The organism is Rhizobacter sp. P5_C2, assembly GCF_054049715.1.
In genome coordinates this window covers 1-20,694 of sequence record NZ_JBFULV010000107.1, presented here as the reverse complement: position 1 = coordinate 20,694, position 20,694 = coordinate 1, and the positions used below count along the sequence as shown (strand labels likewise).

Genomic DNA, 20,694 nt, shown 5'->3' with positions numbered 1-20,694 from the left:
GCACGCCATCGGCGCCCAGCGTGACGATCACCGTCGCCGGGCCGCGCTCGCGCAGCCGCGCCGCCGCGTCGGCCGGCGCGAGCGCCTCGCCGAGCAGCACCGCCGCCTCGCTCTCGTTGGGCACCAGCACGTCGACCTGCTGCAGCAAGGCCGCCGGCAAGGCCTGCGCCGGCGCCGGGTTCAGCAGCACCGGCACGCCCGCCGCATGGGCGATCGCGATGGCCCGCGTCACCGCCGCGAGCGGCGATTCGAGCTGGCACACCAGCAGCGCCGCCGACGCGATGAGCGCCGCCGCCGCCTCGACCTGCGCGACGCCGAGCGCCGCATTGGCGCCGGCCGACAGCGCGATGCTGTTCTGCCCGTGGTCGTCGACCAGGATCATCGCGACGCCGGTCGGCTGCGCCACCTCGGCCAGATGCGAGAGCTCGATGCCCTCGGCCGCCAGCCGGCGCCGCGCCTCGCGCCCGTGGTCGTCGGCACCGACGCAGCCGATGAAGCTGACCGCCGCGCCGAGCCGCGCCGCGGCCACCGCCTGGTTCGCGCCCTTGCCGCCCGGCAGCACCTTGAACTCGCGGCCATGCACCGTCTCGCCGGGGCCCGGCAGCCGTTCGCAGCGCAGCACCAGGTCGGCGTTGACGCTGCCGAGCACGACGACACGCTTCGTCATGACGGCACCGGCCCGGTCGACTGCCGCACCGTCAGCGACGGCTGCAGGATCTCGCGCTGCAGCGCCCGCCCGCGGTCGGCGATGCGCTGCATCAGCAGCTGCGCCGCCAGCTCGCCGGTGCGGTGCTTGGGCTGCGCGACGGTGGTCAGCGGCGGGTTACTGTAGGCCGACAGCGCGATGTCGTCGAAGCCGATCACCGAGAGGTCCTGCGGAATGCGCAAGCCCTGCGAGGCGGCCGCGCAGATCGCGCCGATCGCCATCAGGTCGTTCGAGACGAACACCGCGGTCGGCTGCACGCCGGCCTGCAGCAGCGAGGCCATCGCGGCATGGCCGCCGGCGCTCGTGAAATCGGCGCTGCGCAGCAGCCGGTCGTCGACCGTGAGGCCGGCCTCGCGCAGCGCACGGTGGTAGCCCAGCACGCGCTGGCGCGCCGACGACAGCGTCTGCGGCCCGGCGATGCAGGCGATGCGCCGGTGCCCGAGCGACAGCAGGTGCTCGGTCGCGATCACGCCCCCGGCCTCGTGGTTGACCTCGACCAGGTCGGCCTCCAGGTCGTCGATCTCGCGGTCGACCACCACCTGCGGCATGTTGGCGTCGCGCAAGGTATCGAGCAGCTCGCCGTCGGCGCCGGACGACATCACGATCAGCCCGTCGACCTGCTTCTCGCTGAGCAGGCGCACGTAGGTGCTCTGCTTCAGCGGGTCATCGTCGGAGTTGCACAGGATCACGTTGAAGCCGGCCTCGTAGCAGGTGTCCTCGATGCCGCGGATGATCTCGGCGAAATACGGGTTCGAGCTGTTCGGGATCATCATCCCGACGGTGTGGGTGCGGTTGCTCTTCAGGCTGCGCGCCAGCGCGCTCGGCACGTAGCGCAGCTCCTCGATCGCCTGCTGCACCCGCTGGCGCGCCGCCTCGCTGACGAAGCGCGTGCCGTTGACCACGTGCGACACCGTCGTCACCGAGACCTGGGCCTGCAGCGCCACGTCCTTGATGGTGCTGATGCGGGTCGGCACGCGGGCCTCGCGCCCACTTGTGCGTTCGCTGCGTTCGCCGCCGCCCTCGTTGCGCTCGCTGCCGTTCATCGCGCGGCACGCTGCGCCAGCCGTGCGCGCAGCACGTCCAGCACCACCGCGAGGATGATGACGAAACCGGTGACCATCTGCCGAAGGAAGTCGCTCATGCCGATTAGGATCAGGCCGTTGGCCAGGACCCCGATGATGCACGCGCCGAGCAGCGTGCCGATGATCGAGCCGCGCCCGCCCGACAGGCTGGTGCCGCCGATGATCACCGCCGCGATCGCATTCAGCTCGAAGCCGATGCCCGAGATCGGGCTCGCGATCGTCAGCCGCGTCATGTAGATCACCGCGCCGACGCCGACCGCCGCGCCGCAGATCACGAAGGCCGCGATCTTGTAGAAGCGCACGCTGTGGCCGGCCAGCCGCACCGCTTCTTCGTTGTTGCCGATGGCGTAGACCAGGCGGCCGAACACGGTGCGGTTCAGCACGAACCAGCCGGCCGCCACCAGCGCGAGCGCCACCAGGAAGATCGCCGGCACGCCCAGCAGCGTGGCACTGCCGAAGTTGTTGAAGGCGTCGGGGAACTCGTAGATCGAGCGCGCCTGCGTCCATTGCAGCGCCGCGCCGCGCGCGATGTTCAGCATGCCCAGCGTGACGATGAACGACGGGATCGCCCACCAGGCCGACACCGCGCCGTTGACCAGCCCGCAGGCCGCGCCGACCGCGATGCTCGCCGCCAGCGCGAGCACGATCGCCATGGCCGGGTCGAGCCCGTCGAGCTTCAGCACCGTGCCGGCCACCACCGCGCAGAACGCCATCACCGAGCCGACCGAGAGGTCGATGCCACCGATCAGGATCACGAAAGTCATGCCGACCGCGAGGATCACGTTGATCGAGATCTGCGTGAAGATGTTGGTGATGTTGCCGGCGGTCAGGAAGATCGGCGACAGCAGCGCGAACACGCCCAGCAGCACCAGCAGCGCCAGCCCGATGCCGGCCTCGCGCAGCACCAGCGCGGCGCGGTCGCCCATCGAGGCGCCGGCGGAGGGGGACGGTGTCAGGTTCATCGTTTGCATCGGATCCAGGCCTTCTGTCGCTAGGCCGCTTGTGGCGGACGAACAAGGTATTCACGGTAAGCCATCGCGAGGATGGCCTCTTCATCGAACTGCGCGCGCGGCAGCTCGCCGACCAGCACGCCGCGGCTCATCACCAGCATGCGGTCGCACAGGCCGATCAGCTCGCGCAGGTCGGATGAGACCACCAGCACCGCCATGCCCTGCGCGGCCATGCGTTCGAGCAGCGCGTGGATCTCGGCCTTGGCGCCGACGTCGACGCCGCGCGTCGGCTCGTCGAGCAGCAGCACCTTCGGGTCGCGCAGCAGCCACTTGCCGAGCACCACCTTCTGCTGGTTGCCGCCCGACAGCTGGCGCACCGGCTGCGCGATCGACGCCAGCCGGATCTGCAGCTCGCCGACCATGCGGCGCGCCGCCGCGTTCTCGGCCTCGGCACTCAGCAGCCCGCCGCGCGACACCGCGCCGAGCCGTGCCAGGCTCAGGTTGGCGCGGATCGGCATGTCGAGCACCAGGCCTTCTTCCTTGCGGTTCTCGGTGACGAGGCAAATGCCGTGCGCGAGGGCATCCTTCGGGCTCGTGATGCGCACCGGCCGGTCGTCGCGGAAGACCTGCCCGGCGGCGGCGCGGTCGGCGCCGAAGATCGCGCGCAGCGTCTCGGTGCGGCCGGAGCCGACCAGGCCGGCCAGCCCGACGATCTCGCCGTAGCGCAGGCTGAAATCGATCGGCGCCGCATCGCGCCGGCCGGCGTGGCGCAGGCCTTCGACCCGCAGCGCCGTGGGCTGGCTGGCATCGAGTGCCGGCGCAACGCGCGGCGGCCGCTCGACCAGATCGCGCCCCACCATCAGCCGGACCAGCTCGCCGGTCGAGGTGCCGGCCATGGTCTGCGTCGCGACGTGGCGGCCGTTGCGCAGCACCGTGACGCGGTCGCACACCTCGAACAGCTCCTGCAGGTGGTGCGACACGAAGACCACCGTGACGCCGTCGCCGCGCAGCTTGCGGATGATGGCGAGCAGGCGGTCGGTCTCGCGCGGGGTCAGCGTCGCGGTCGGCTCGTCCATGATGACGATGCGCGCCGTGCCACCGCGCTGGTTCGACAGCGCCTTCRCGATCTCGAGCAGCTGCTGCTGCGCCATGCCCAGCGTGCCGACGCGGGTGGCCGGCGACAGCTCGTCGAGCCCGACCAGAGCGAGCAGCTCGCGTGCACGCCGTTCCATCGCAGCGCGGTCGAGCAGCCCGAGCCGGGTGCGCGGCAGCCGCTCGAACAGCAGGTTCTCGGCCACCGACAGCTCGCCCAGCATGTGCAACTCCTGGTGCACGACGCGGATGCCGGCGCGCATCGCGGCCAGCGGCGACTGCGGCGCGTAGGCCTCGCCGAACAGCCGCATGCGGCCGGCGTCGGGGCGGTCGGCGCCGCACAGGATCTTGATCAGGCTGGACTTGCCGGCGCCGTTCTCGCCGGCCAGCGCGTGCACCTCGCCGCGCATCAGCGTGAGGTCGACGCCGTCGAGCGCCGTCACGCCGGGATGCCGGCGCGTCAGCCCCTGCAGCTCGAGCGCGACGGTGGCGGTGGTGGTGCTGTTGTTGTCCACGCGCGGGCTCCCTGGGCAGCGCGAACTACTTGAGGTTCTTGGCGGTGACCAGCTCGATCGGCGTCTTGACCCAGCCCTTCAGCGGCTGCTTGTCCTTGCGCGACTTGATGCCGTAGTCGATCGCATTGGCGGCCATCTCGGTGCCGAACTGGTCGACCGTCGCGAGCACCTTGCCCTGCTTGATCAGCGGGCGGATCGCCGGGATGTTGTCGAAGCCGACCACCTTGATCTGCCCGGACTTGCCCGCGGCATCGAGCGCCTTCGAGACGCCGAGCGCCATCGAGTCGTTGGCAACCATCACGCCCTTGATGTCGGGGTTGGCGGTCAGGATGTTCGTGAAGACCGCGTTGGCCTCCTCGGTCTCCCAGTGCGCGGTCTGCGACGCGACGATGTTCAGCTTGCCGGCCTTGGCCGCGTCCTCGAAACCGAGCTTGCGCTGCAGCGCGTTGTCGGCGCCGGGGTTGCCTTCGATGATGACGATCTTGGCGCCCGGGCCGATCGCCTTGGCGAGTTCATCGCCGGCCAGCTTGGCGCCGGCGCGGTTGTCGGGGCCGACGAAGGCAAGGTCGAGGCCGGCCTTCTTCATCGCCGCCGGGTCGAGTGCCACGTCGAAGTTGACGACAGTGATGCCGGCTTTCAGCGCCTTCGCGACCGGTGCGACCATCGCCCGCGAATCGGCCGGTGCGATCACGATCACGTCGTACTTCTGCGTCACGAAGTTCTCGACCGCGGCGGTCTGCGCGTCGAAGTCGGTCTCGGACTGCATGCCGACCGCCTTCAGCGTGAAGTCGCCGCGCTTCTTCTCGTGGGCAAGCGCGCCTTCGGTCATGTTCTTGAAGAACTCGTTGGCCAGCGATTTCATCACCAGCCCGACGCGCGGCTTGGCGTCATCGGCGTGGGCGGCGGTCAGGAAGAAGCCGGTGGCCAGGGCGGCGGCGGCCACGGCGATGCCGCGGCGTTGGCGGCTGTGGAAAGCGATCGTCATGTTGTGTGTCTCCTCGAAGCGTGGATTGTTGCCCGGGCAGCGGGACGGTCAACCGCCCGGACGGTACTTCGTTCGCACCACGTTCTTCGTTGCGGCGGTCCATCTTCATACGCAAACGTTTGCGCGAACGTTTGCTATTTGAGGACCATCGCGTTGGAGTCACCAGAGGGAATACCCGGGTGATCGAAGCGGAGCGGGCCGAGCGCCGGGCCGCCCCAAGCCGGCCCGCATCCCCCCGGGGGACCGGTCGACGTACTCGTCGACCGAGGGGTCGTCATTCCACGGCGAAATCAGACAGCTGCTTGCCGGACGTCAACGCATCGCGCAGCCACTTCGGACGCGGGCCACGGCCGCCCCAGACGTTGCCGGACTCGTCGCGGAACTTCACCTCGCCGCCCGCCTTCTTGCGGCCGCGCTTCGCAGCGACCTTCTTGGCGGCGGCCAGCTTCGGGCCGCGCTTCGCGCCGCCGAGACCCAGGTCGGTCGCCGTCAGGCCATAAGCCTCGATCGCTTCCTTGATGCGTACGACGACGCCTTCTATTTCCTTGCGTTGCAGCTTCTCGGCTTCACGCGTGAGGTTTGCGATCTCTTTTTTCAGTTGGGCCAGAGTTTTCGACATCGGAGTTTCCATGAGTTGCGACAGGCGCCGCCTCCCGTGCCGGTTCTTGGATTGACCGACTTTCCTTCGTACGCCGAGACCAGGACTGCACACCGCGGGCTGAGCCCCGGAAGTGCCGGCGCGACCATATCACACGGTTCTCGCGGTGTTCATCCCACGTGACGCAGTTGACACTGTCGGATCGTTGATGGGTTCAGCTAAGGCGGGCCTAAGTCTGGGTCGCGAGCATCGCGGTCCATGGTGGCTCCCGTCTATCCGTCAACACCGGCCCGGCATTCGTTCACGCTGCGCGCCGACCTGCTGGTCGTGCTGCTGTCGCTGGCCGTGCTGCTCGCTTGGGACCTGAGCGGCCTGGACCTCGCCCTCACCTCGTGGTTCGGCAACGCCCAAGGCTTTGCCTGGCGCGACCGCTGGCTCACCGGCACGCTGCTGCACGACGCCGCTCGCTGGCCGGCCTGGGCGCTGTTCGGCGTGCTGCTGGTCGGCATCTGGCGCCCGCTGCCCTTCGCCCGCGGCCTGACGAAGCGGGAGCGGGTCTGGTGGGTGACGACCACGCTGGCCTGCGTGATCTTGATCCCGCTGCTCAAGCGCAACAGCGCCACCAGTTGCCCCTGGGACCTCGCCCGCTTCGGCGGCGACGTGCTCGACTACGTGCCGCACTGGCAGTTCTGGAAGCGCGACGGCGGCTCGGGCCAGTGCTTCCCGTCCGGCCACGCGTCGACGGCGTTCTCGTTCCTGGCCGGCTGGTTCGCGCTGCGCCGCGCATCGCCGGTGGCGGCACGCCGCTGGCTGGCCATCACGCTGGCTTGCGGCAGTGTCTTCGCCTGGGTGCAGGTGATGCGCGGCGCGCACTACCTGAGCCACTCGCTGTGGACCGCCTGGGTCTGCTGGACGGTCTGCGTGCTGGCCTCGCACACCGCCCGATGGGGCCGCATCGTGCCGGCCACGACCGGACTGGGCGCGGCCAAGGGTTAACCTTCGGGGCATTGCGGACGGGCTGGCCGTCCCCAGATGTCCTGATGGAAGACCCGACATGATCGAACACATCCAATCCAACCTGCGCGAAGCCCAGCGCGCGCTCGACGCGCTGCTGTCCGATGGTCCGGCGCTCGCGAGCGTCGAGCAGGCCGCCGCGCTGCTGATCCAGGTCTTCGAGCGCAAGGGGCGCGTCTACTCGTGCGGCAACGGCGGCTCGATGTGCGACGCGATGCACTTCGCCGAAGAACTCACCGGCCGCTACCGCAATGACCGCCCGCCCCTCGGCGCCGCCGCGATCAGCGACGCCAGCCACATGAGCTGCGTCGGCAACGACCTCGGCTACGAGCAGGTGTTCTCTCGCTATGTCGAGGCGCACGGCCGGCCGGGCGACTGCCTGCTGGCGATCAGCACCAGCGGCACCAGCAAGAACATCCTGCGCGCCGCCCGCGTCGCGAAGGAGCAAGGCCTGTCGGTGATCGCGCTGACCGGCAAGCGCAACCCCGAGTTCGAGGCGCTCACCGACGTCTACGTCTGCACGCCGGGGGGCCGCTATGCCGACCGCGTGCAGGAGCTGCACATCAAGGTGCTGCACATCCTGATCGAGCTGATCGAACGCCGATTCTTCCCTGAAAACTACGCTGCCTGAGGACGGCAAGGAGCCCGCATGCAACTCGTCTGCCCTTCGTGCCTGACCCGCAACCGCGTCCCCGATGCGAGGCTGGGCGACGACCCGCTGTGCGGCCAGTGCGGCAAGAGCCTGCTGCCATCGCACCCGATCGAGGTCGACGATGCGAGCTTGGAGCGGCATGTCGCCGGCAACGAGATGCCGCTGCTGGTGGACTGCTGGGCCGAATGGTGCGGCCCGTGCCGCTCGATGGCGCCGCAGTTCGAGGCGGCCTCACGCCAGTTGCCCGGCGTGCGTTTCGCGAAGCTCGACACCGAGGCCGCGCAGCGCAGCGCGGCCGCCTACGGCATCCGCAGCATCCCGACATTGCTGCTGTTCCGCGGCGGCAAGGAGGTGGCCCGCCGCAGCGGTGCCTTGCCGGCGCAGGAGATCGTCTCGTGGGTGCGCTCGCAGGTCGCGTAGCCTTCCCGCTTCCGTTGCACTCGCGGGTTTTTCGAAGGGCCATCTCAGCAATTCGCTGATGGCCCGGCGTGAGGCACGTGGCTATCGTGGCGGCATGCCACTGGCCCTCTACGACCTTCCGAACTGGCTCTTCGGCCTCTTGATCAGCGGCGGCTGGATCCTGATCGGGCTGGGTGGCTACCTCGCCTTCCAGCGCCTGTGCCGCGTCACCTTCGCCGAGGCCGAGCGCAACCTCGCGATCGCGCTGCTCGGCGTGATCGCGACGATCAACTCGCTGCTGCTCGCGTTCTCGGCGATCTCAGTGTGGGAGTCGTTCGGCTCGGCCGAGAAGGCGGTGCGCAACGAGGCTGTCGTGATGACCGCGCTGGCGCGCGACTTGGCGGTCTACGACAGCGTGCAGTCGCGCCAGGCCCGCGACCTGCTGCGGACATACGCCGGTGTCGTGGTCGATCAGGAATGGGCCGCGATGCGCAAGGGCGAATTCCCGGAACAGGCGCGCGACCTCCTCGATGACATGTTTCGCGCGATCGGCCGGATCGACCCGGTGGGGCCGCGCGAAGCCGCCTTGATGCCGGAGATCTGGGCCCGGACCAACGAACTGATCAGGGCCCGCCGGGAACGCACCCAGGCCAGCGAGGCGCAGGTGCCCGCCACGTTGTGGAGCGTGGTCGTGCTGGCGACGATGCTGACCCTGCTGACGACCTACGTGCTGCCGCGCTCGGCCTTCAACCTCAGCGCGGTGGCCTTGCTCTCGGGCGTGTTCGGGCTGGTGTTCTTCTTCATCGCCGCGATGGACCGGCCGTTCGCCGGCTCGGAGAGCATCGGCCCCGAGCCGATCCAGCGGACGATGCAGACGATGGCGCGGTGGGCGGCGCAGGCGCAAGGTTTGCCGTCGGGCCCGGCTGCGACGAAGTAGCCGTGCAGGTCACTACGCCAGCACCCCCCGATCGCCGCCATCCTGGAGCCGGCGAGGTGGTTGACGATGCTGCTGCTGGGCGTGCAGTGCTGGCGAGGATGTCACGCGAACGACCTGATCACTGGCCCTCCTTGTTGCTTGGAAGCGCCGTCTTGTCGCCAGAGCTGGACGGTGCGAGTTTCTCCTGTTCGTGCTGATGCCGAATAATTTCAAACCTCCTCCTGTTTGACTCGTCCGATTCCCGTTGCGGACTGACGAGGAGATGCCCCGACTCGGTTTTTGTGCCTCTGTCCAGTTTACCGAAAGAGTTATCTGATATGTCTATGAGATCATCACTTCTCGCAAAAAGTATCTCATTTCTCTTCATCAGGGCGAGGTTCCTCTCTTGAGATTTTTTCAACTCGTCGCGCACGCCATCCAGATCGTGAGACAGCATGGAATTATCTTTCACCAAGCCTATATTTTCATGCTGACTCAACTGCAATTGAATGATCTTTTCACTGAGTTCATCTTGTGCTTCCTTCAACTGCAGTTGTGTTTTTTCCATCTGGTTCGCAATCCCTTGCAATTTCCCTTCATACTCAGCGACGTCGTCGCGAGCATGCTTCAACTCCCCGCTTAATTTCCCCACCGACTCTCGATTCTTGCCCTCGGAGTCTTCCTTCGATTGCGTGAGAGCCTTCAGTTGACCATCGAGATCCTCGGCGTGCGCACATGCCGCCTTCAGGTCACCTCGCGTCTTTTCGAGTGCCAGCTCACTGTCTCCGATCGCTTCCTGAAATATCTGCTGCACATTCTTGGCGACCCTCAAGTACCCTTCGTTGGAAAGCACGATCTGCGTCTTGACATCAAAAAGAGCCTTGGCACCATTTGACTTGTCAATCTTCATCCTGTTGTCCGATACACCATCCAATTTCTTCTTCGTAGGAACTGGCGAAGAAATGGGGATTGATACTTCTCTCACGGGTGGCAGGGGCTTGCCTTCGTTGTCGACTGCGCTCCAACGGGAGGTGATCTTGGACGCATAGGACAGATTTTCCTGTCTATATTTGAAGGTATCTTGGTCGATCTCCACTTCATACCTGATGAATCGACCTTTTCCATTCACCGAAGACTTCACCTTCTCTTCAACCATCTTGGAGTGCAGCGAATTGATCGATGCCGGAATCGCCGCCAGATTCCTTGAATCATTCCCGGGGCCGCCCAGGTTGTTGTTCAACAGATGGCCGGCGACATAGGTCTCGTCAGTGATTCTCTTGAGCCTCGCACGGTTTTCGTTCCAGACATGCTGCTGACCCGACACCGGCTCACTGCCCAGCTTGTGGTCAGGTCCAAGAGGGAGCGCCACCATTTTCTGGCCATCACCGTTCTTGTGAGTTCCAGTCCAGGTTACCTTGGTCGCCAGCTCGCTCTTTCCATCTTTCAGCTCGGCACCCAGCCCGTGCGCGACTCCCTTCTTCTCGGAATCTCCGCCGCTGATGTCGGATCGCAGGGGTTGCCATGAAAACCGACCCGTCTTCGCTGACTTCTTGATGTCGTCATAGGTCCACAGTTCTCTCTGTGCCACCGGATTCGACTTCGTGTCGGCAACGGGTGGTGCCGCAGACCCGAATGCATCGGCAATCTGCCGACGCTGCAGCGCCATTCGAGGACTGGCATGCAACTGTTCGTTCCACAGAGCTTGCGCGCGCCCTTCCTGCCGCTGCGAGCCGTCCACGACAGCTTGCAGGCCGTCAGGTCCAACGTCGCGCCGAGGGGGTGCAGTTGCTCGGCCGTTTGTCATCGCATGATCTCCTCGGCAACCGCTGGTGCCTGTCGGGGCCATGGCATGCTTTCACAGCCATCCCTCCGGCGGTATCAGCATGGAGCTGATCTTCGGATCAGATTTCGCGAATGAAGTGGCCTGCCCGGAGGGACTCGAACCCCCGACCTGCTGCTTAGAAGGCAGCTGCTCTATCCAGTTGAGCTACGGGCAGCGAGGGAACAGGCTGAGGGCCTGACGATGGAAGAGAGTTGATGGTCGGGGTGAGATGATTCGAACATCCGACCCACTGGTCCCAAACCAGTTGCGCTACCAGGCTGCGCTACACCCCGAACCGGCGCATTGTAACCAGCGCTCGCAGCGTTCCGGGCCGCTCGCGCACCGGAACAGATCGACTTCGCATCGAATTCCGTCCGGCTTTCGCTGCATCCATCACACCGTCAGCGCCCCCAGCGCCTTCTCCAGCCGCTTCACGCTGACCGGCTGCGGCGTGCGCAATTCCTGCGCAAACAGGCTGATTCGCAGCTCCTCCAGCAGCCAGCGGAACTCCTCCAGCCGCGTGTCGTGCACGCCCTTGCGATCGGCCACCATCCGCAAATAGCGCTGCTCCAGCGGGCGCAGCTCGGCCAGGCGCTGGCCATCGCGGACCGGATCGGCGCGCAGCTTGTCCAGCCGCATCGTCACGCCCTTCAGGTAGCGTGGCAGGTGCGCCAGCTGCGCCCACGGCGTCGCCAGCACGAAGCGCTTGGGCATCAGGCGCGCCAGCTGCGCCTGCACGTCGTCGCCCACCTCCTTCGGCGCCCGCGCATCCTTCAGCTTGCGTTGCGCCGCGGCAAACTCGGTCAGCACCACGATCACGCTGCGGGCGATCTCGTTGGCGATCAGCGTCAGGCGCCCTCGCCCTTCGTCGATGCGGCGCCGGAAGGCCTGCGGATCGGCCGGCAACGGGTCGGCCAGGAACGCGCGGTCGAGCGCCAGGTCGATGATCTGCTCGCGCAGCTCCTCGGCCGTGCCCAGCGGCATGTACAGCACCGCCATCTTCTGCAGGTCCGGGATGTTCTTCTCGAGGTACTTCAGCGCGTCGCGGATCTGCAGCGCCACCAGCCGGCGCAGGCCGGCCCGGTGCTTGTGCGCCGCCACGTCGGGCTCGTCGAACACCTCGATCTGCACATGGCTGCCGCGGTCGATCAGCGCCGGGAAACCCACCAGCACCTGGTTGCCGCGCTTGACCTCCATCAGTTCGGGCAGCTCGCCGAAGGTCCAGTCGGTGTAGGTCGGATCGGGCACGTCGGCCGCAGGCACGCTCGCGCGGCCCGGCGCCGTCTTGACGACGATCGTGTTCGCCGCACCGGCCCCACCCGCCGCAACCACAGGTGCCGCCGGCGCCACCGCCACCGTCGGCCGCAACACCGCCAGCGCCTGGAACGCCGAACGCGCCTGCACGCCCAGCTCGGCCTTCAGGCTCGCGAGGTTGCGGCCTTGCCCMAGTTGCCGGCCGTTTTCGTCGACGACGCGGAAGTTCATGAACAGGTGCGGCGACAGCTGCTCCAGCTTGAAATCCGCGCGCTTCACGTCGAGCTGCGTCTTGTCGCGCACCGCCTTCAGCAACACGTCGACCAGGCTGCCCGCGCCGAAACCATGCGCCTCCTGCACCTGGTCGATGAAACCTTGCGCATAGTCGGGCAAGGGCACCAGACGCGAGCGCGGCCGCTGGTGCAAGGTCTTCAGCAGCGCCAGCACCTTGTCCTTCAGCATGCCGGGCACCAGCCATTCGCAGCGCTCGTCGTTGACCTGGTTCAGCGCATAGATCGGCACGGTGACGGTCACGCCGTCCTTCGGGTCGCCCGGATCGTGCAGGTAGGTCGCAATGCAGTCGACACCACCCATGCGCAGCGTCTTCGGGAACGACGCGGTCGTGATGCCGGCCGCCTCGTGCCGCATCAATTCCTCGCGCGTCAGGAACAGCAGCTTCGGCTGGCGCTGGCTCTCCTCGCGGTACCAGCGCTCCAGGCTGTGCCCGCTGCACACGTCGGCGGGCAGCTGCTGGTCGTAGAACGCGTGGATCAGCTCATCGTCGACCAGCACGTCCTGCCGGCGCGACTTGTGTTCCAGCTCTTCCACCTGCGCGATCAGTTTGCGGTTGGCCGCCAGGAACGGCAGCCGCGTCTCCCACTCGCCGTTCACCAGCGCCTCGCGGATGAAGATCTCGCGCGCCGCCGGCGCATCCACGCGCCCGAAGTTGACGCGCCGGTTGCTGTAGATCACCAGGCCGTACAGCGTCGCCCGCTCGAGCGCGACCACCTCGGCCGCCTTCTTCTCCCAGTGCGGCTCCAGCAGCTGGGTCTTGATCAGGTGACCGGCGATGCCCGGCAGCCACTGCGGCTCGATGTTGGCGATGCCGCGGCCGAACAGGCGCGTGGTCTCGACCAGCTCGGCCGCGACGATCCAGCGCCCCGGCTTCTTGCCGAGGTGCGAACCCGGGTGCTTGTAGAACTTGATGCCGCGCGCCCCGAGGTACCAGTCGTCCTCGTCGCTCTTCAGCCCGATGTTGCCGAGCAAACCGGCCAGCATCGCCAGGTGCAGCTGGTCGTAGGTGGCAGGCAGCGTGTTCAGCCGCCAGCCGTGCTCGGCCACCACGGTGTGCAGCTGCGAATGGATATCGCGCCACTCGCGCACGCGGCGCGGCGAGACGAAGTTGTCGCGCAGCAGCTGCTCCTGCTTGCGGTGCGAGAGCTTGTGCTCCTTGCTGCCGCCGCGGGCGTCTTCGAGCCACTTCCAGAGCTTCAGCGTGCCGACGAACTCCGAGCGGTCGTCGTCGAACTTCTTGTGCGCCGCATCGGCCGCCTGCTGGTGCTCCATCGGCCGGTCGCGCGCGTCCTGCACGCTGAGCGACGACGCGATCACCAGCACCTCGGCCAGCGATTCGCGGTTGCGCGCCTCCAGGATCATGCGGCCCACACGCGGGTCCAGCGGCAGCTTGGACAGCTCGCGCCCGGTCGGCGTCAGCTCGTTCTGCTCGTCGACCGCGCCCAGCTCGTGCAGCAGCTGGTAGCCGTCGGCGATCGCGCGACGCGGCGGCGGCTCGAGGAACGGGAAATCCTCCACCAGCCCGAGCCCGAGCGACATCATGCGCAGGATCACGCCGGCCAGCGACGAGCGCAGGATCTCGGGATCGGTGAAGCGCGGTCGCTCGTTGAAATCCTTCTCGTCGTAGAGCCGGATGCAGATGCCGTTGCTGACGCGCCCGCAGCGGCCGGCGCGCTGGTTGGCGGCCGCCTGGCTGACCGGCTCGATCTGCAGCTGCTCGACCTTGTTGCGGTAGCTGTAGCGCTTCACACGCGCGGTGCCGGCATCGATCACGTACTGGATGCCCGGAACCGTCAGCGAGGTCTCGGCGACGTTGGTGGCCAGCACGATGCGGCGCGCGCTGTGCGGCTCGAACACGGCATCCTGCTCCTGCTGGCTCAGTCGCGCGAACAGCGGCACCACCTCGACACCCGGCGGGTGGTGCTTGCGCAGGTGCTCGGCCGCCTCGCGGATCTCGCGCTCGCCGGGCAGGAAGACCAGCACGTCGCCGGCACCCTCGCGCCACAGCTCGTCGACACCATCGCCGATCGCATCGTTCAGGCCGTATTCGCGCGATTCTTCAAACGGCCGCCAGCGCTGCTCGACCGGGAACAGCCGCCCCGACACCTGGATCACCGGCGCAGGCCCGTTCCGCGACGCGAAGTGCTGCGCAAAACGGTCGGCATCGATGGTGGCCGACGTGACGATGACCTTCAGGTCGGGCCGGCGCGGCAGGATCTGCCGCAGGTAGCCGAGCAGGAAGTCGATGTTCAGGCTGCGCTCGTGGGCCTCGTCGATGATCAGCGTGTCGTAGGCCTTCAGCAACGGATCGGTCTGGGTCTCGGCCAGCAGGATGCCGTCGGTCATCAGCTTGACGCTCGCGCCGGCCGACAGGCGGTCCTGGAAGCGCACCTTGAAGCCGACATGCTCGCCGAGCGGCGTGTTCAGTTCCTGCGCGATGCGCTTGGCGACGCTGGAGGCGGCGATGCGCCGTGGCTGCGTGTGCCCGATCAGGCCGGTGCCGCCGGCACCCCTTCCGCGGCCGAGCGTCAGCGCGATCTTCGGCAGCTGCGTGGTCTTGCCGGAGCCGGTCTCGCCGCAGACGATCACGACCTGGTTTGCCTCGATGGCCTGCGCGATCTCGTCGCGCCGCGACGACACCGGCAGCGATTCGGGAAAGGTGATCGGTGGGATCGGGTTGGCAACAACAGGTTTGGCCACCGGCGATGGGCCGCGGCGCGGGGCAGAGGTCACTCGAAGCCTTCGTGCAAAATCGTTGATTATTTCAAACTGCGGCCGGTCGTGCGGCCACGCCATGAACCTCGTCTTTCCTCACACCTTCGTGCCGTGGTTCCGTTCGGTGGCACCGCACATCCATGCGCACCGCGGCAAGACCTTCGTGGTGGCCATCGCCGGCGAGCTGATCGCCGCCGGCAAGCTGTCGGCCTTCGCGCAGGACCTCGCGATCCTGCACGCAATGGGCATCAAGCTGGTGCTGGTGCACGGCTTCCGGCCCCAGGTCGAGGAACAGCTGCGCGCCAAGGGCCACATCTCGCGCTTCAGCCACGGCATGCGCGTGACCGACCCGCTCGCGCTCGACTGCGCGCAAGAAGCCGCCGGCCAGTTGCGCTACGAGATCGAGGCGGCGTTCTCGCRAGGCCTGCCGAACACGCCGATGGCGCACAGCCAGATCCGCGTCGTCTCCGGCAATTTCATCACCGCACGCCCGGTCGGCATCGTCGACGGCGTCGATTTCCAGCACACCGGCCTGGTGCGCAAGATCGATGCGAGCGGCATCCGCAAGCTGGTCGAGATCGGCGCGCTCGCGATGCTGTCGCCGTTCGGCTTCTCGCCCACTGGCGAGGCCTTCAACCTCAGCATGGAAGACGTGGCCGCCAGCACCGCCAGCGAGTTGCAGGCCGACAAGCTGATCTACGTGACCGAGGTGCGCGGCATCCCGCTCGACCCGCTCGATCCCGACAGCGAGATCGACCAGGAGCTCGGGCTGGCCGACGCCCGCAAGCTGCTCGCCGGCCTGCCCAACCCGATGCAGCCGACCGACACCGCGTTCTACCTGCAGCACGCGGTGAAGGCCTGCGAAGACGGCGTCGAGCGCGTGCACATCGTGCCGTTCTCGGTCGACGGTTCGGTGCTGATGGAATTGTTCACCCACGATGGCGTCGGCACGATGATCGTCGACGAGAAACTCGAAAGCCTGCGCGAAGCCAGCGCCGACGACATCGGCGGCATCCTGCAATTGATCGAACCGTTCGAGAAGGACGGAACCCTGGTCAAACGCGACCGGACCGAAATCGAACGCGATATCGACCATTACACCGTCATCGAACACGACGGCGTTATCTTCGGCTGCGCCGCGCTGTATCCGTACCCCGAAGCGCATACCGCCGAAATGGCCGCGCTGACGGTGTCCCCGAATGTGCAAGGGCAAGGCGATGGCGAGAAAATACTCAAGCGCATCGAACAGCGTGCCCGTGGCGCCGGGTTCGACAGCATTTTCGTGCTGACGACCCGCACGATGCATTGGTTCATCAAGCGCGGCTTCAAGCAGGTCGATCCCGACTGGCTGCCCGAGGCCCGCAAGCGCAAATACAACTGGGATCGGCGCTCCCAGGTCCTGGTCAAGAAGCTGGCCTGAATCGCCAGTTTCGTTTCACAACATCACAAACAGATCGATTGGAGTTACCTCATGGCTCGAATGGTGCAATGCGTCTACCTGAAGAAGGAGGCCGAAGGCCTGGATTTCGCGCCTTACCCCGGTGAACTCGGCAAGCGCATTTACAACGAGGTCAGCAAGGAGGCCTGGGCCGCGTGGATGAAGCACCAGACCATGCTGGTCAACGAGAACCGGCTGAACCTGGCCGACCAGCGCGCCCGCCAGTACCTGGCCCGGCAAATGGAGCGATTCTTCTTCGGCGAAGGCGCCGAGCAACCCGCGGGATACGTTCCGCCGACACCCTGAAACCGGGAGTTTCGCGGCCGACAGTTTCCGCTTGGCTTGGCGGGGTTTCCTGAATTAGAATCCCGGCGCCGGCACATATAGCCGGGTTCAACAGGAAACCATCGATGACCACGTTGCAGGATTTGCTCGCCAAGAAGGCTGCCCTCGAGCAGGAAATCGAAGCCACGCAAAAGCGTGAACGCCAGGATGCGATCGCCAAAGTCAAGACGCTGATGAACGAATACGGTCTGTCGGCCTCCGACCTGGCCGGCAAGAGCGGCGCCAAAGCCGGTGGCAAAGCCGGCGCCAGCAAAGGCGGCAAAGTCGCGGCCAAGTTCCGCAACAACGCCACCGGCGAAACCTGGAGCGGTCGCGGCTTGCAACCCAAATGGCTGAAGGCGGCCGTCGCGGCCGGCAAGAAACTCGAAGACTTCGCGCTCTGAGTTTCCGAAATCCGTATCGATTCCATCGACTGACCGATACCCCGCATCTGCAGGGTATCGGGCGGTGTCTGGCGGAGGCGCCGCGGGGTACATTCAAAAGCTTCCTCGCGACGCCCACGTGCCCGTTTCCCGCCTGCCCACCCTGCCCGTCATCCTGCTGCCGTCCAAACGCCTGAGCGTCTGGGCCCTGCAGGCCGTGCTGGCGTCGCTGGCATGCCTGGCCCTCGGCCGCTGGGGGCTGTCGAACCCCCTCCTGAATCTTGAGACCCTCGCGGCACCGCTGCCTTGGTTGCCCGGCGGCGTGATGCTGGCCGCCCTGCTGCGCTGGGGCTCGGGCATGGCCCCCGGGCTGTGGCTGGCCGGGTGCATCGTGCTGCTCGGTGCCGACCTGTTGCCCTGGCAGGCCGCGGCCGTGTCGGCCGGCACGGTCGGCGGCGCGTGGTTGTCGGCGCTGCTGCTGCGCCGCCTCGGCTTCGTCGGCAGCATCGACGGCTGGCGCGAGGCCGGGTTGATGGTGGGCCTCGGCGTGCTGCTGCCCACCGGGGTCGCGGTGGCCAATGCCCTCGTCTGCCTGACGGTCGACGGCCCGCTCGATCGACAGGCCTGGCTGCACCCGGCCGCCCTCACGGCGGCACGCGACGCGCTGGCCTCGGCGCTGCTCGCGCTCCCGCTGCTCGCGTTGTCGCGCGGTGCGCTGCAGCGGGCGTTCGCGCAGTGGCGCTGGCTCGCCACCGCCGCGCTGAGCGCTGCCGCACTGGCCGCGGCCTGGGGCTTCGCCCGCCACGGCAACATCCCGTCGATGCTCGCGCTGGCCAGCATCCCGCACCTCTTGCTCGGTGGCCTGGCCGCGCGCCGCGGGCTGCTGCCGGCCTCGGCCACGGCGCTGCTGATCGGCGCGGGGCTCGCATCCTGGGCCGCCAAGGGCCTGGTCGCGTCGGGCGCAGGGCCGATGGCCGATGCGGCCACGCTGTCCGCCTGGCTGGCCACGGTGTGCGCCACGCCGCTGCTCGCCTGCGCCGTGGTCGGCCGCACCGCGACCAACGAGACACGTTGGCAACAGGCCCTCGATGCGGCCGGCGTCGGCACGCTGCAATGGGACCTGCGCAGCGGCCACATCAGCTACTCGCGGCGCTGGCTGCGCATGCTCGGCTACGGCAGCCTCGAGTTCGGCCACCGCATCGACGGCTTGCTGGCCCGCACCCATCCGGCCGACAGCGCCCGCCTGCTGAATGCCCTGCAACCGCGCGGCCGGGGCACCGCGCCGGCCGGCGAGGCCGATGCGTTCGAGTTCCGTCTGCAGACCAAGGACGGCCGCTGGCTGTGGCTCGAAGGCCATGCCCGCGCCGTCGAACGGCAGCGCGATGGCGAGCCGCTGCGCGTGATCGCCACCGCGATCGACATCACCGACCGCCATGCCACCGAGGAGCGGCAGAACGTGACGGCGCGGCTGTTCGAGTACCTGCACGAGGGTTTGATCATCACCGACGCGGCGTGCCGGGTGCTCGACGTCAACCCGGCCTTCACGAAGATCACCGGCTTCTCGCGCGAGGAAATGCTCGGCGCGGTACCGGCCCTGCTGCGCCCGGCCAGCGACGGCGAGCCCGGCGCCGCGCAACGCGCCAGCATGGCGGCCGCGCTCGAATCGACCGGCTCGTGGCGCGGCGAGATCATCGACCGGCGGCGCGACGGCGAACTCTGCGCGCTGCAGGTGACGATCTCCGCAATCCCCGGCCCCGACGCCGAACTGCGCCACCACGTGCTGGTGCTGTCCGACACCACGCAGGCCCGGCTGCACCGCGAGCAGCTCGAACGCCAGGCGCATTTCGACGAGCTGACGCGGCTGCCGAACCGCGCCCGGCTTGCGCAGATGCTGCGCGACGCCATCCGCGCGAGCGAGCGCGACGGCTACCTGCTGGTGGTCTGCTACCTCGACCTCGACAACTTCAAGCCGGTCAACGACACGCATGGCCACGAGGCCGGCGACCGGTTGCTGGTCGAGCTGGCGCAGCGGCTGCGCAACGCCCTCGGGCGCTGGGACCACTGGACCGACGAGGTCGCGCGCCTCGGCGGCGATGAATTCGTGCTGCTGTTGCGCGCCGCGACCCTCGAAGACGCGCAGGCCACCGTCGAGCGCGTGCTGCGCCAGGTCTCGCTGCCGTACAACCTCGGCATGGGCATCGGGCCGGTGATCGTCACGGCCAGCCTGGGTGCCACCGTCTACCCGGTCGACCGGGCCGATGCCGAGACGCTGCTGCGCCACGCCGACCATGCGATGTACGGCGCGAAGCAGGCCGGGCGCAATGGGTCGCTGTTCTTCGACACCGAGCTGAACCGCCGCACCGAAGAGCGCTTCGAGGCGCTCAGCCGCGTGCAGACCGCGCTCGATGCGCAGGAGTTCTGCCTCTACTACCAGCCCAAGGTCGACCTGCGCAACGGCACCGTGATGGGCGTCGAGGCGCTGCTGCGCTGGAAGCATCCGCAGCACGGCGTGATCGCGCCGGCGCACTTCCTGCCGCTGATCGAGCACACCGGGCTCAGCGCGAGCGTCGGCGACTGGGTGCTGCAGCAAGGCATCGAGCAGCTCGCGCAGTGGCAGCGCCAGGGGCTCGACCTCACGGTCAGCATCAACGTCTCGGCGCGCCACCTGCAGGAGCCGCTGTTCGCGCAGCGCCTGGCCGGGCTGCTGTCGCGCTACAACTCGCCGGTGGCGCAGCGGCTGGTGATCGAGGTGCTGGAAACCGCGGCGCTCGCCGACGTGGACTACACCGTGCAGCTGATGCAGGAGTGCCGCAAGCTCGGCGTGCGCTTCGCGCTCGACGATTTCGGCACCGGCTACTCCACCCTCACCTACCTGAAGCGCCTGCCGCTCGACCTGCTGAAGATCGATCGCTCGTTCGTGCAGAACATGCTGCTCGACCCGCAGGACCACGCGATCGTCGCGGGCGTGATCAGCCTGTCACGCACCTTCGGCTGCACGGTCGTGGCCGAGGGCGTCGAATCGCGGGCCCAGGCGCAGCGCCTGATCGCGATCGGCTGCGACATGGCCCAGGGCAACGGCATCGCGGCCGCCATGCCGTCGAACGAGGTGGTCGACTGGGTGCGGCAGTACCGTGGCGCGATCGCGCCGGAGCGGACCGTCGCGGCCTGACAGCCCTGCAACCGGCGCCCCGGCCGGCTCAATCGAGATTGAAGCCCAGTTCGACGACGCCTTCCTGCGCCTCGCGCACCGGCTGGAACTTCCATTGGCCGACGGCGGCCAGGGCCGCGCGGTTCAGGCGCACGTTCGTTGTCGACACGACGTTCGGCGCGCTCACCGAACCGTCGGGCATCACGTCGAAGCGCACCCGCACGGTGCCCCGGCGCAGATCGAGCATCACCGCACGCGGGAACTGCGGCTCGACCTGGGACACCATCACCAGCGTCTCTTGCTCCGCCTCGGGTTCCGGCGCGGTGGCGAGGGCGGGCGGCGCGGCGGCATCGGGCATCGCGGTGCGGCCGCCGGGCCCGGTGCTCCCGCTGCCGTTCCCGCGAGCC

The 20,694-nt window shown here is 67.8% G+C and carries 17 protein-coding genes and 2 tRNA genes; 8 read left to right on the top strand and 11 right to left on the bottom strand.

Features of this window, described 5'->3' with window-relative positions:
- From ACXJLU_RS27450 to ACXJLU_RS27425, 6 genes are all read right to left on the bottom strand, one after another.
- The coding region (locus tag ACXJLU_RS27450; RefSeq protein WP_457336467.1) for a PfkB family carbohydrate kinase at window positions 1-667 on the bottom strand (667 nt) is incomplete at its 3' end.
- On the bottom strand, window positions 664-1,749 hold the full coding sequence (locus tag ACXJLU_RS27445) for a LacI family DNA-binding transcriptional regulator (RefSeq protein ID WP_457336465.1): 1,086 nt from the start codon (window positions 1,747-1,749) through the stop codon (window positions 664-666). The genes ACXJLU_RS27445 and ACXJLU_RS27450, both read right to left, overlap by 4 nt.
- Window positions 1,746-2,750, bottom strand: coding sequence for an ABC transporter permease (locus tag ACXJLU_RS27440; RefSeq protein ID WP_457336463.1), 1,005 nt, complete (start codon window positions 2,748-2,750; stop codon window positions 1,746-1,748). Before ACXJLU_RS27440 ends, ACXJLU_RS27445 begins: the two co-directional genes overlap by 4 nt.
- 29 nt (window positions 2,751-2,779) lie before the next feature.
- Complete coding sequence (locus ACXJLU_RS27435) at window positions 2,780-4,345, bottom strand: sugar ABC transporter ATP-binding protein (RefSeq protein ID WP_457336461.1); 1,566 nt, start codon at window positions 4,343-4,345, stop codon at window positions 2,780-2,782.
- Between the two features lie 25 nt (window positions 4,346-4,370).
- A complete protein-coding gene (locus ACXJLU_RS27430; protein WP_457336459.1) occupies window positions 4,371-5,330 on the bottom strand; it encodes a sugar ABC transporter substrate-binding protein in 960 nt (319 codons plus the stop codon).
- Window positions 5,331-5,604: 274 nt separating this feature from the next.
- Window positions 5,605-5,949 (bottom strand): H-NS histone family protein, encoded by a 345-nt coding sequence (locus ACXJLU_RS27425; RefSeq protein ID WP_457336457.1) that lies wholly within the window; start codon window positions 5,947-5,949, stop codon window positions 5,605-5,607.
- A gap of 237 nt (window positions 5,950-6,186) precedes the next feature.
- Here ACXJLU_RS27425 and ACXJLU_RS27420 point away from each other — a divergent pair, with 237 nt between their 5' ends.
- From ACXJLU_RS27420 to ACXJLU_RS27405, 4 genes are all read left to right on the top strand, one after another.
- Window positions 6,187-6,924, top strand: coding sequence for a phosphatase PAP2 family protein (locus ACXJLU_RS27420; protein ID WP_457336456.1), 738 nt, complete (start codon window positions 6,187-6,189; stop codon window positions 6,922-6,924).
- Between the two features lie 58 nt (window positions 6,925-6,982).
- Window positions 6,983-7,573, top strand: a complete 591-nt coding sequence (locus ACXJLU_RS27415; protein WP_457336454.1) for an SIS domain-containing protein — start codon at window positions 6,983-6,985, stop codon at window positions 7,571-7,573.
- A gap of 18 nt (window positions 7,574-7,591) precedes the next feature.
- Entirely contained in the window at window positions 7,592-8,014 is a 423-nt protein-coding gene (gene trxC / locus ACXJLU_RS27410) for a thioredoxin TrxC (RefSeq protein ID WP_457336452.1), read from the top strand.
- Window positions 8,015-8,108: 94 nt separating this feature from the next.
- On the top strand, window positions 8,109-8,930 hold the full coding sequence (locus ACXJLU_RS27405; RefSeq protein WP_457336450.1) for a bestrophin-like domain: 822 nt from the start codon (window positions 8,109-8,111) through the stop codon (window positions 8,928-8,930).
- Between the two features lie 118 nt (window positions 8,931-9,048).
- Here the strand turns inward: ACXJLU_RS27405 and ACXJLU_RS27400 are convergent, their stop codons facing one another.
- The 4 genes from ACXJLU_RS27400 to hrpA all read right to left on the bottom strand — a co-directional run bounded on the left by ACXJLU_RS27400 (window position 9,049) and on the right by hrpA (window position 15,075).
- Window positions 9,049-10,713: a hypothetical protein gene (locus ACXJLU_RS27400; protein WP_457336449.1), complete on the bottom strand. Its 1,665-nt coding sequence runs from the start codon at window positions 10,711-10,713 to the stop codon at window positions 9,049-9,051.
- Window positions 10,714-10,829: 116 nt separating this feature from the next.
- A tRNA-Arg gene (locus ACXJLU_RS27395) sits at window positions 10,830-10,906 on the bottom strand.
- A 41-nt stretch (window positions 10,907-10,947) separates the two neighbouring features.
- Window positions 10,948-11,024 (bottom strand) — tRNA-Pro (locus tag ACXJLU_RS27390).
- Between the two features lie 100 nt (window positions 11,025-11,124).
- Window positions 11,125-15,075, bottom strand: a complete 3,951-nt coding sequence (hrpA, locus tag ACXJLU_RS27385; RefSeq protein WP_457336447.1) for an ATP-dependent RNA helicase HrpA — start codon at window positions 15,073-15,075, stop codon at window positions 11,125-11,127.
- Between hrpA and argA the strand changes: the two genes are divergently transcribed.
- The 4 genes from argA (at window position 15,074) to ACXJLU_RS27365 (ending at window position 20,308) form a co-directional block, all read left to right on the top strand.
- Entirely contained in the window at window positions 15,074-16,414 is a 1,341-nt protein-coding gene (gene argA, locus ACXJLU_RS27380) for an amino-acid N-acetyltransferase (RefSeq protein ID WP_457336445.1), read from the top strand. The genes hrpA and argA overlap by 2 nt on opposite strands.
- A gap of 51 nt (window positions 16,415-16,465) precedes the next feature.
- Window positions 16,466-16,738: an oxidative damage protection protein gene (locus ACXJLU_RS27375; RefSeq protein WP_056809621.1), complete on the top strand. Its 273-nt coding sequence runs from the start codon at window positions 16,466-16,468 to the stop codon at window positions 16,736-16,738.
- A 104-nt stretch (window positions 16,739-16,842) separates the two neighbouring features.
- The gene (locus ACXJLU_RS27370; RefSeq protein WP_457336443.1) at window positions 16,843-17,160 is read left to right on the top strand and encodes an H-NS histone family protein; all 318 of its coding nucleotides are present in this window, start codon (window positions 16,843-16,845) and stop codon (window positions 17,158-17,160) included.
- A 118-nt stretch (window positions 17,161-17,278) separates the two neighbouring features.
- On the top strand, window positions 17,279-20,308 hold the full coding sequence (locus tag ACXJLU_RS27365) for a bifunctional diguanylate cyclase/phosphodiesterase (RefSeq protein ID WP_457336441.1): 3,030 nt from the start codon (window positions 17,279-17,281) through the stop codon (window positions 20,306-20,308).
- Between the two features lie 28 nt (window positions 20,309-20,336).
- Here ACXJLU_RS27365 and ACXJLU_RS27360 read toward each other — a convergent pair.
- The coding region (locus ACXJLU_RS27360) for a TonB family protein (protein WP_457336439.1) at window positions 20,337-20,694 on the bottom strand (358 nt) is incomplete at its 5' end.

Bases quoted from the DNA above. Each gene is read 5' to 3' on its own strand.
- ACXJLU_RS27370 (WP_457336443.1), top strand. From the start codon at position 16,843: ATGACCACGTTGCAGGATTTGCTCGCCAAGAAGGCTGCCCTCGAGCAG.
- ACXJLU_RS27420 (WP_457336456.1), top strand. From the start codon at position 6,187: ATGGTGGCTCCCGTCTATCCGTCAACACCGGCCCGGCATTCGTTCACG.
- ACXJLU_RS27415 (WP_457336454.1), top strand. From the start codon at position 6,983: ATGATCGAACACATCCAATCCAACCTGCGCGAAGCCCAGCGCGCGCTC.
- ACXJLU_RS27430 (WP_457336459.1), bottom strand. From the start codon at position 5,330: ATGACGATCGCTTTCCACAGCCGCCAACGCCGCGGCATCGCCGTGGCC.
- ACXJLU_RS27405 (WP_457336450.1), top strand. From the start codon at position 8,109: ATGCCACTGGCCCTCTACGACCTTCCGAACTGGCTCTTCGGCCTCTTG.
- ACXJLU_RS27425 (WP_457336457.1), bottom strand. From the start codon at position 5,949: ATGTCGAAAACTCTGGCCCAACTGAAAAAAGAGATCGCAAACCTCACG.
- ACXJLU_RS27445 (WP_457336465.1), bottom strand. From the start codon at position 1,749: ATGAACGGCAGCGAGCGCAACGAGGGCGGCGGCGAACGCAGCGAACGC.
- trxC (WP_457336452.1), top strand. From the start codon at position 7,592: ATGCAACTCGTCTGCCCTTCGTGCCTGACCCGCAACCGCGTCCCCGAT.
- ACXJLU_RS27400 (WP_457336449.1), bottom strand. From the start codon at position 10,713: ATGACAAACGGCCGAGCAACTGCACCCCCTCGGCGCGACGTTGGACCT.
- ACXJLU_RS27375 (WP_056809621.1), top strand. From the start codon at position 16,466: ATGGCTCGAATGGTGCAATGCGTCTACCTGAAGAAGGAGGCCGAAGGC.
- ACXJLU_RS27440 (WP_457336463.1), bottom strand. From the start codon at position 2,750: ATGAACCTGACACCGTCCCCCTCCGCCGGCGCCTCGATGGGCGACCGC.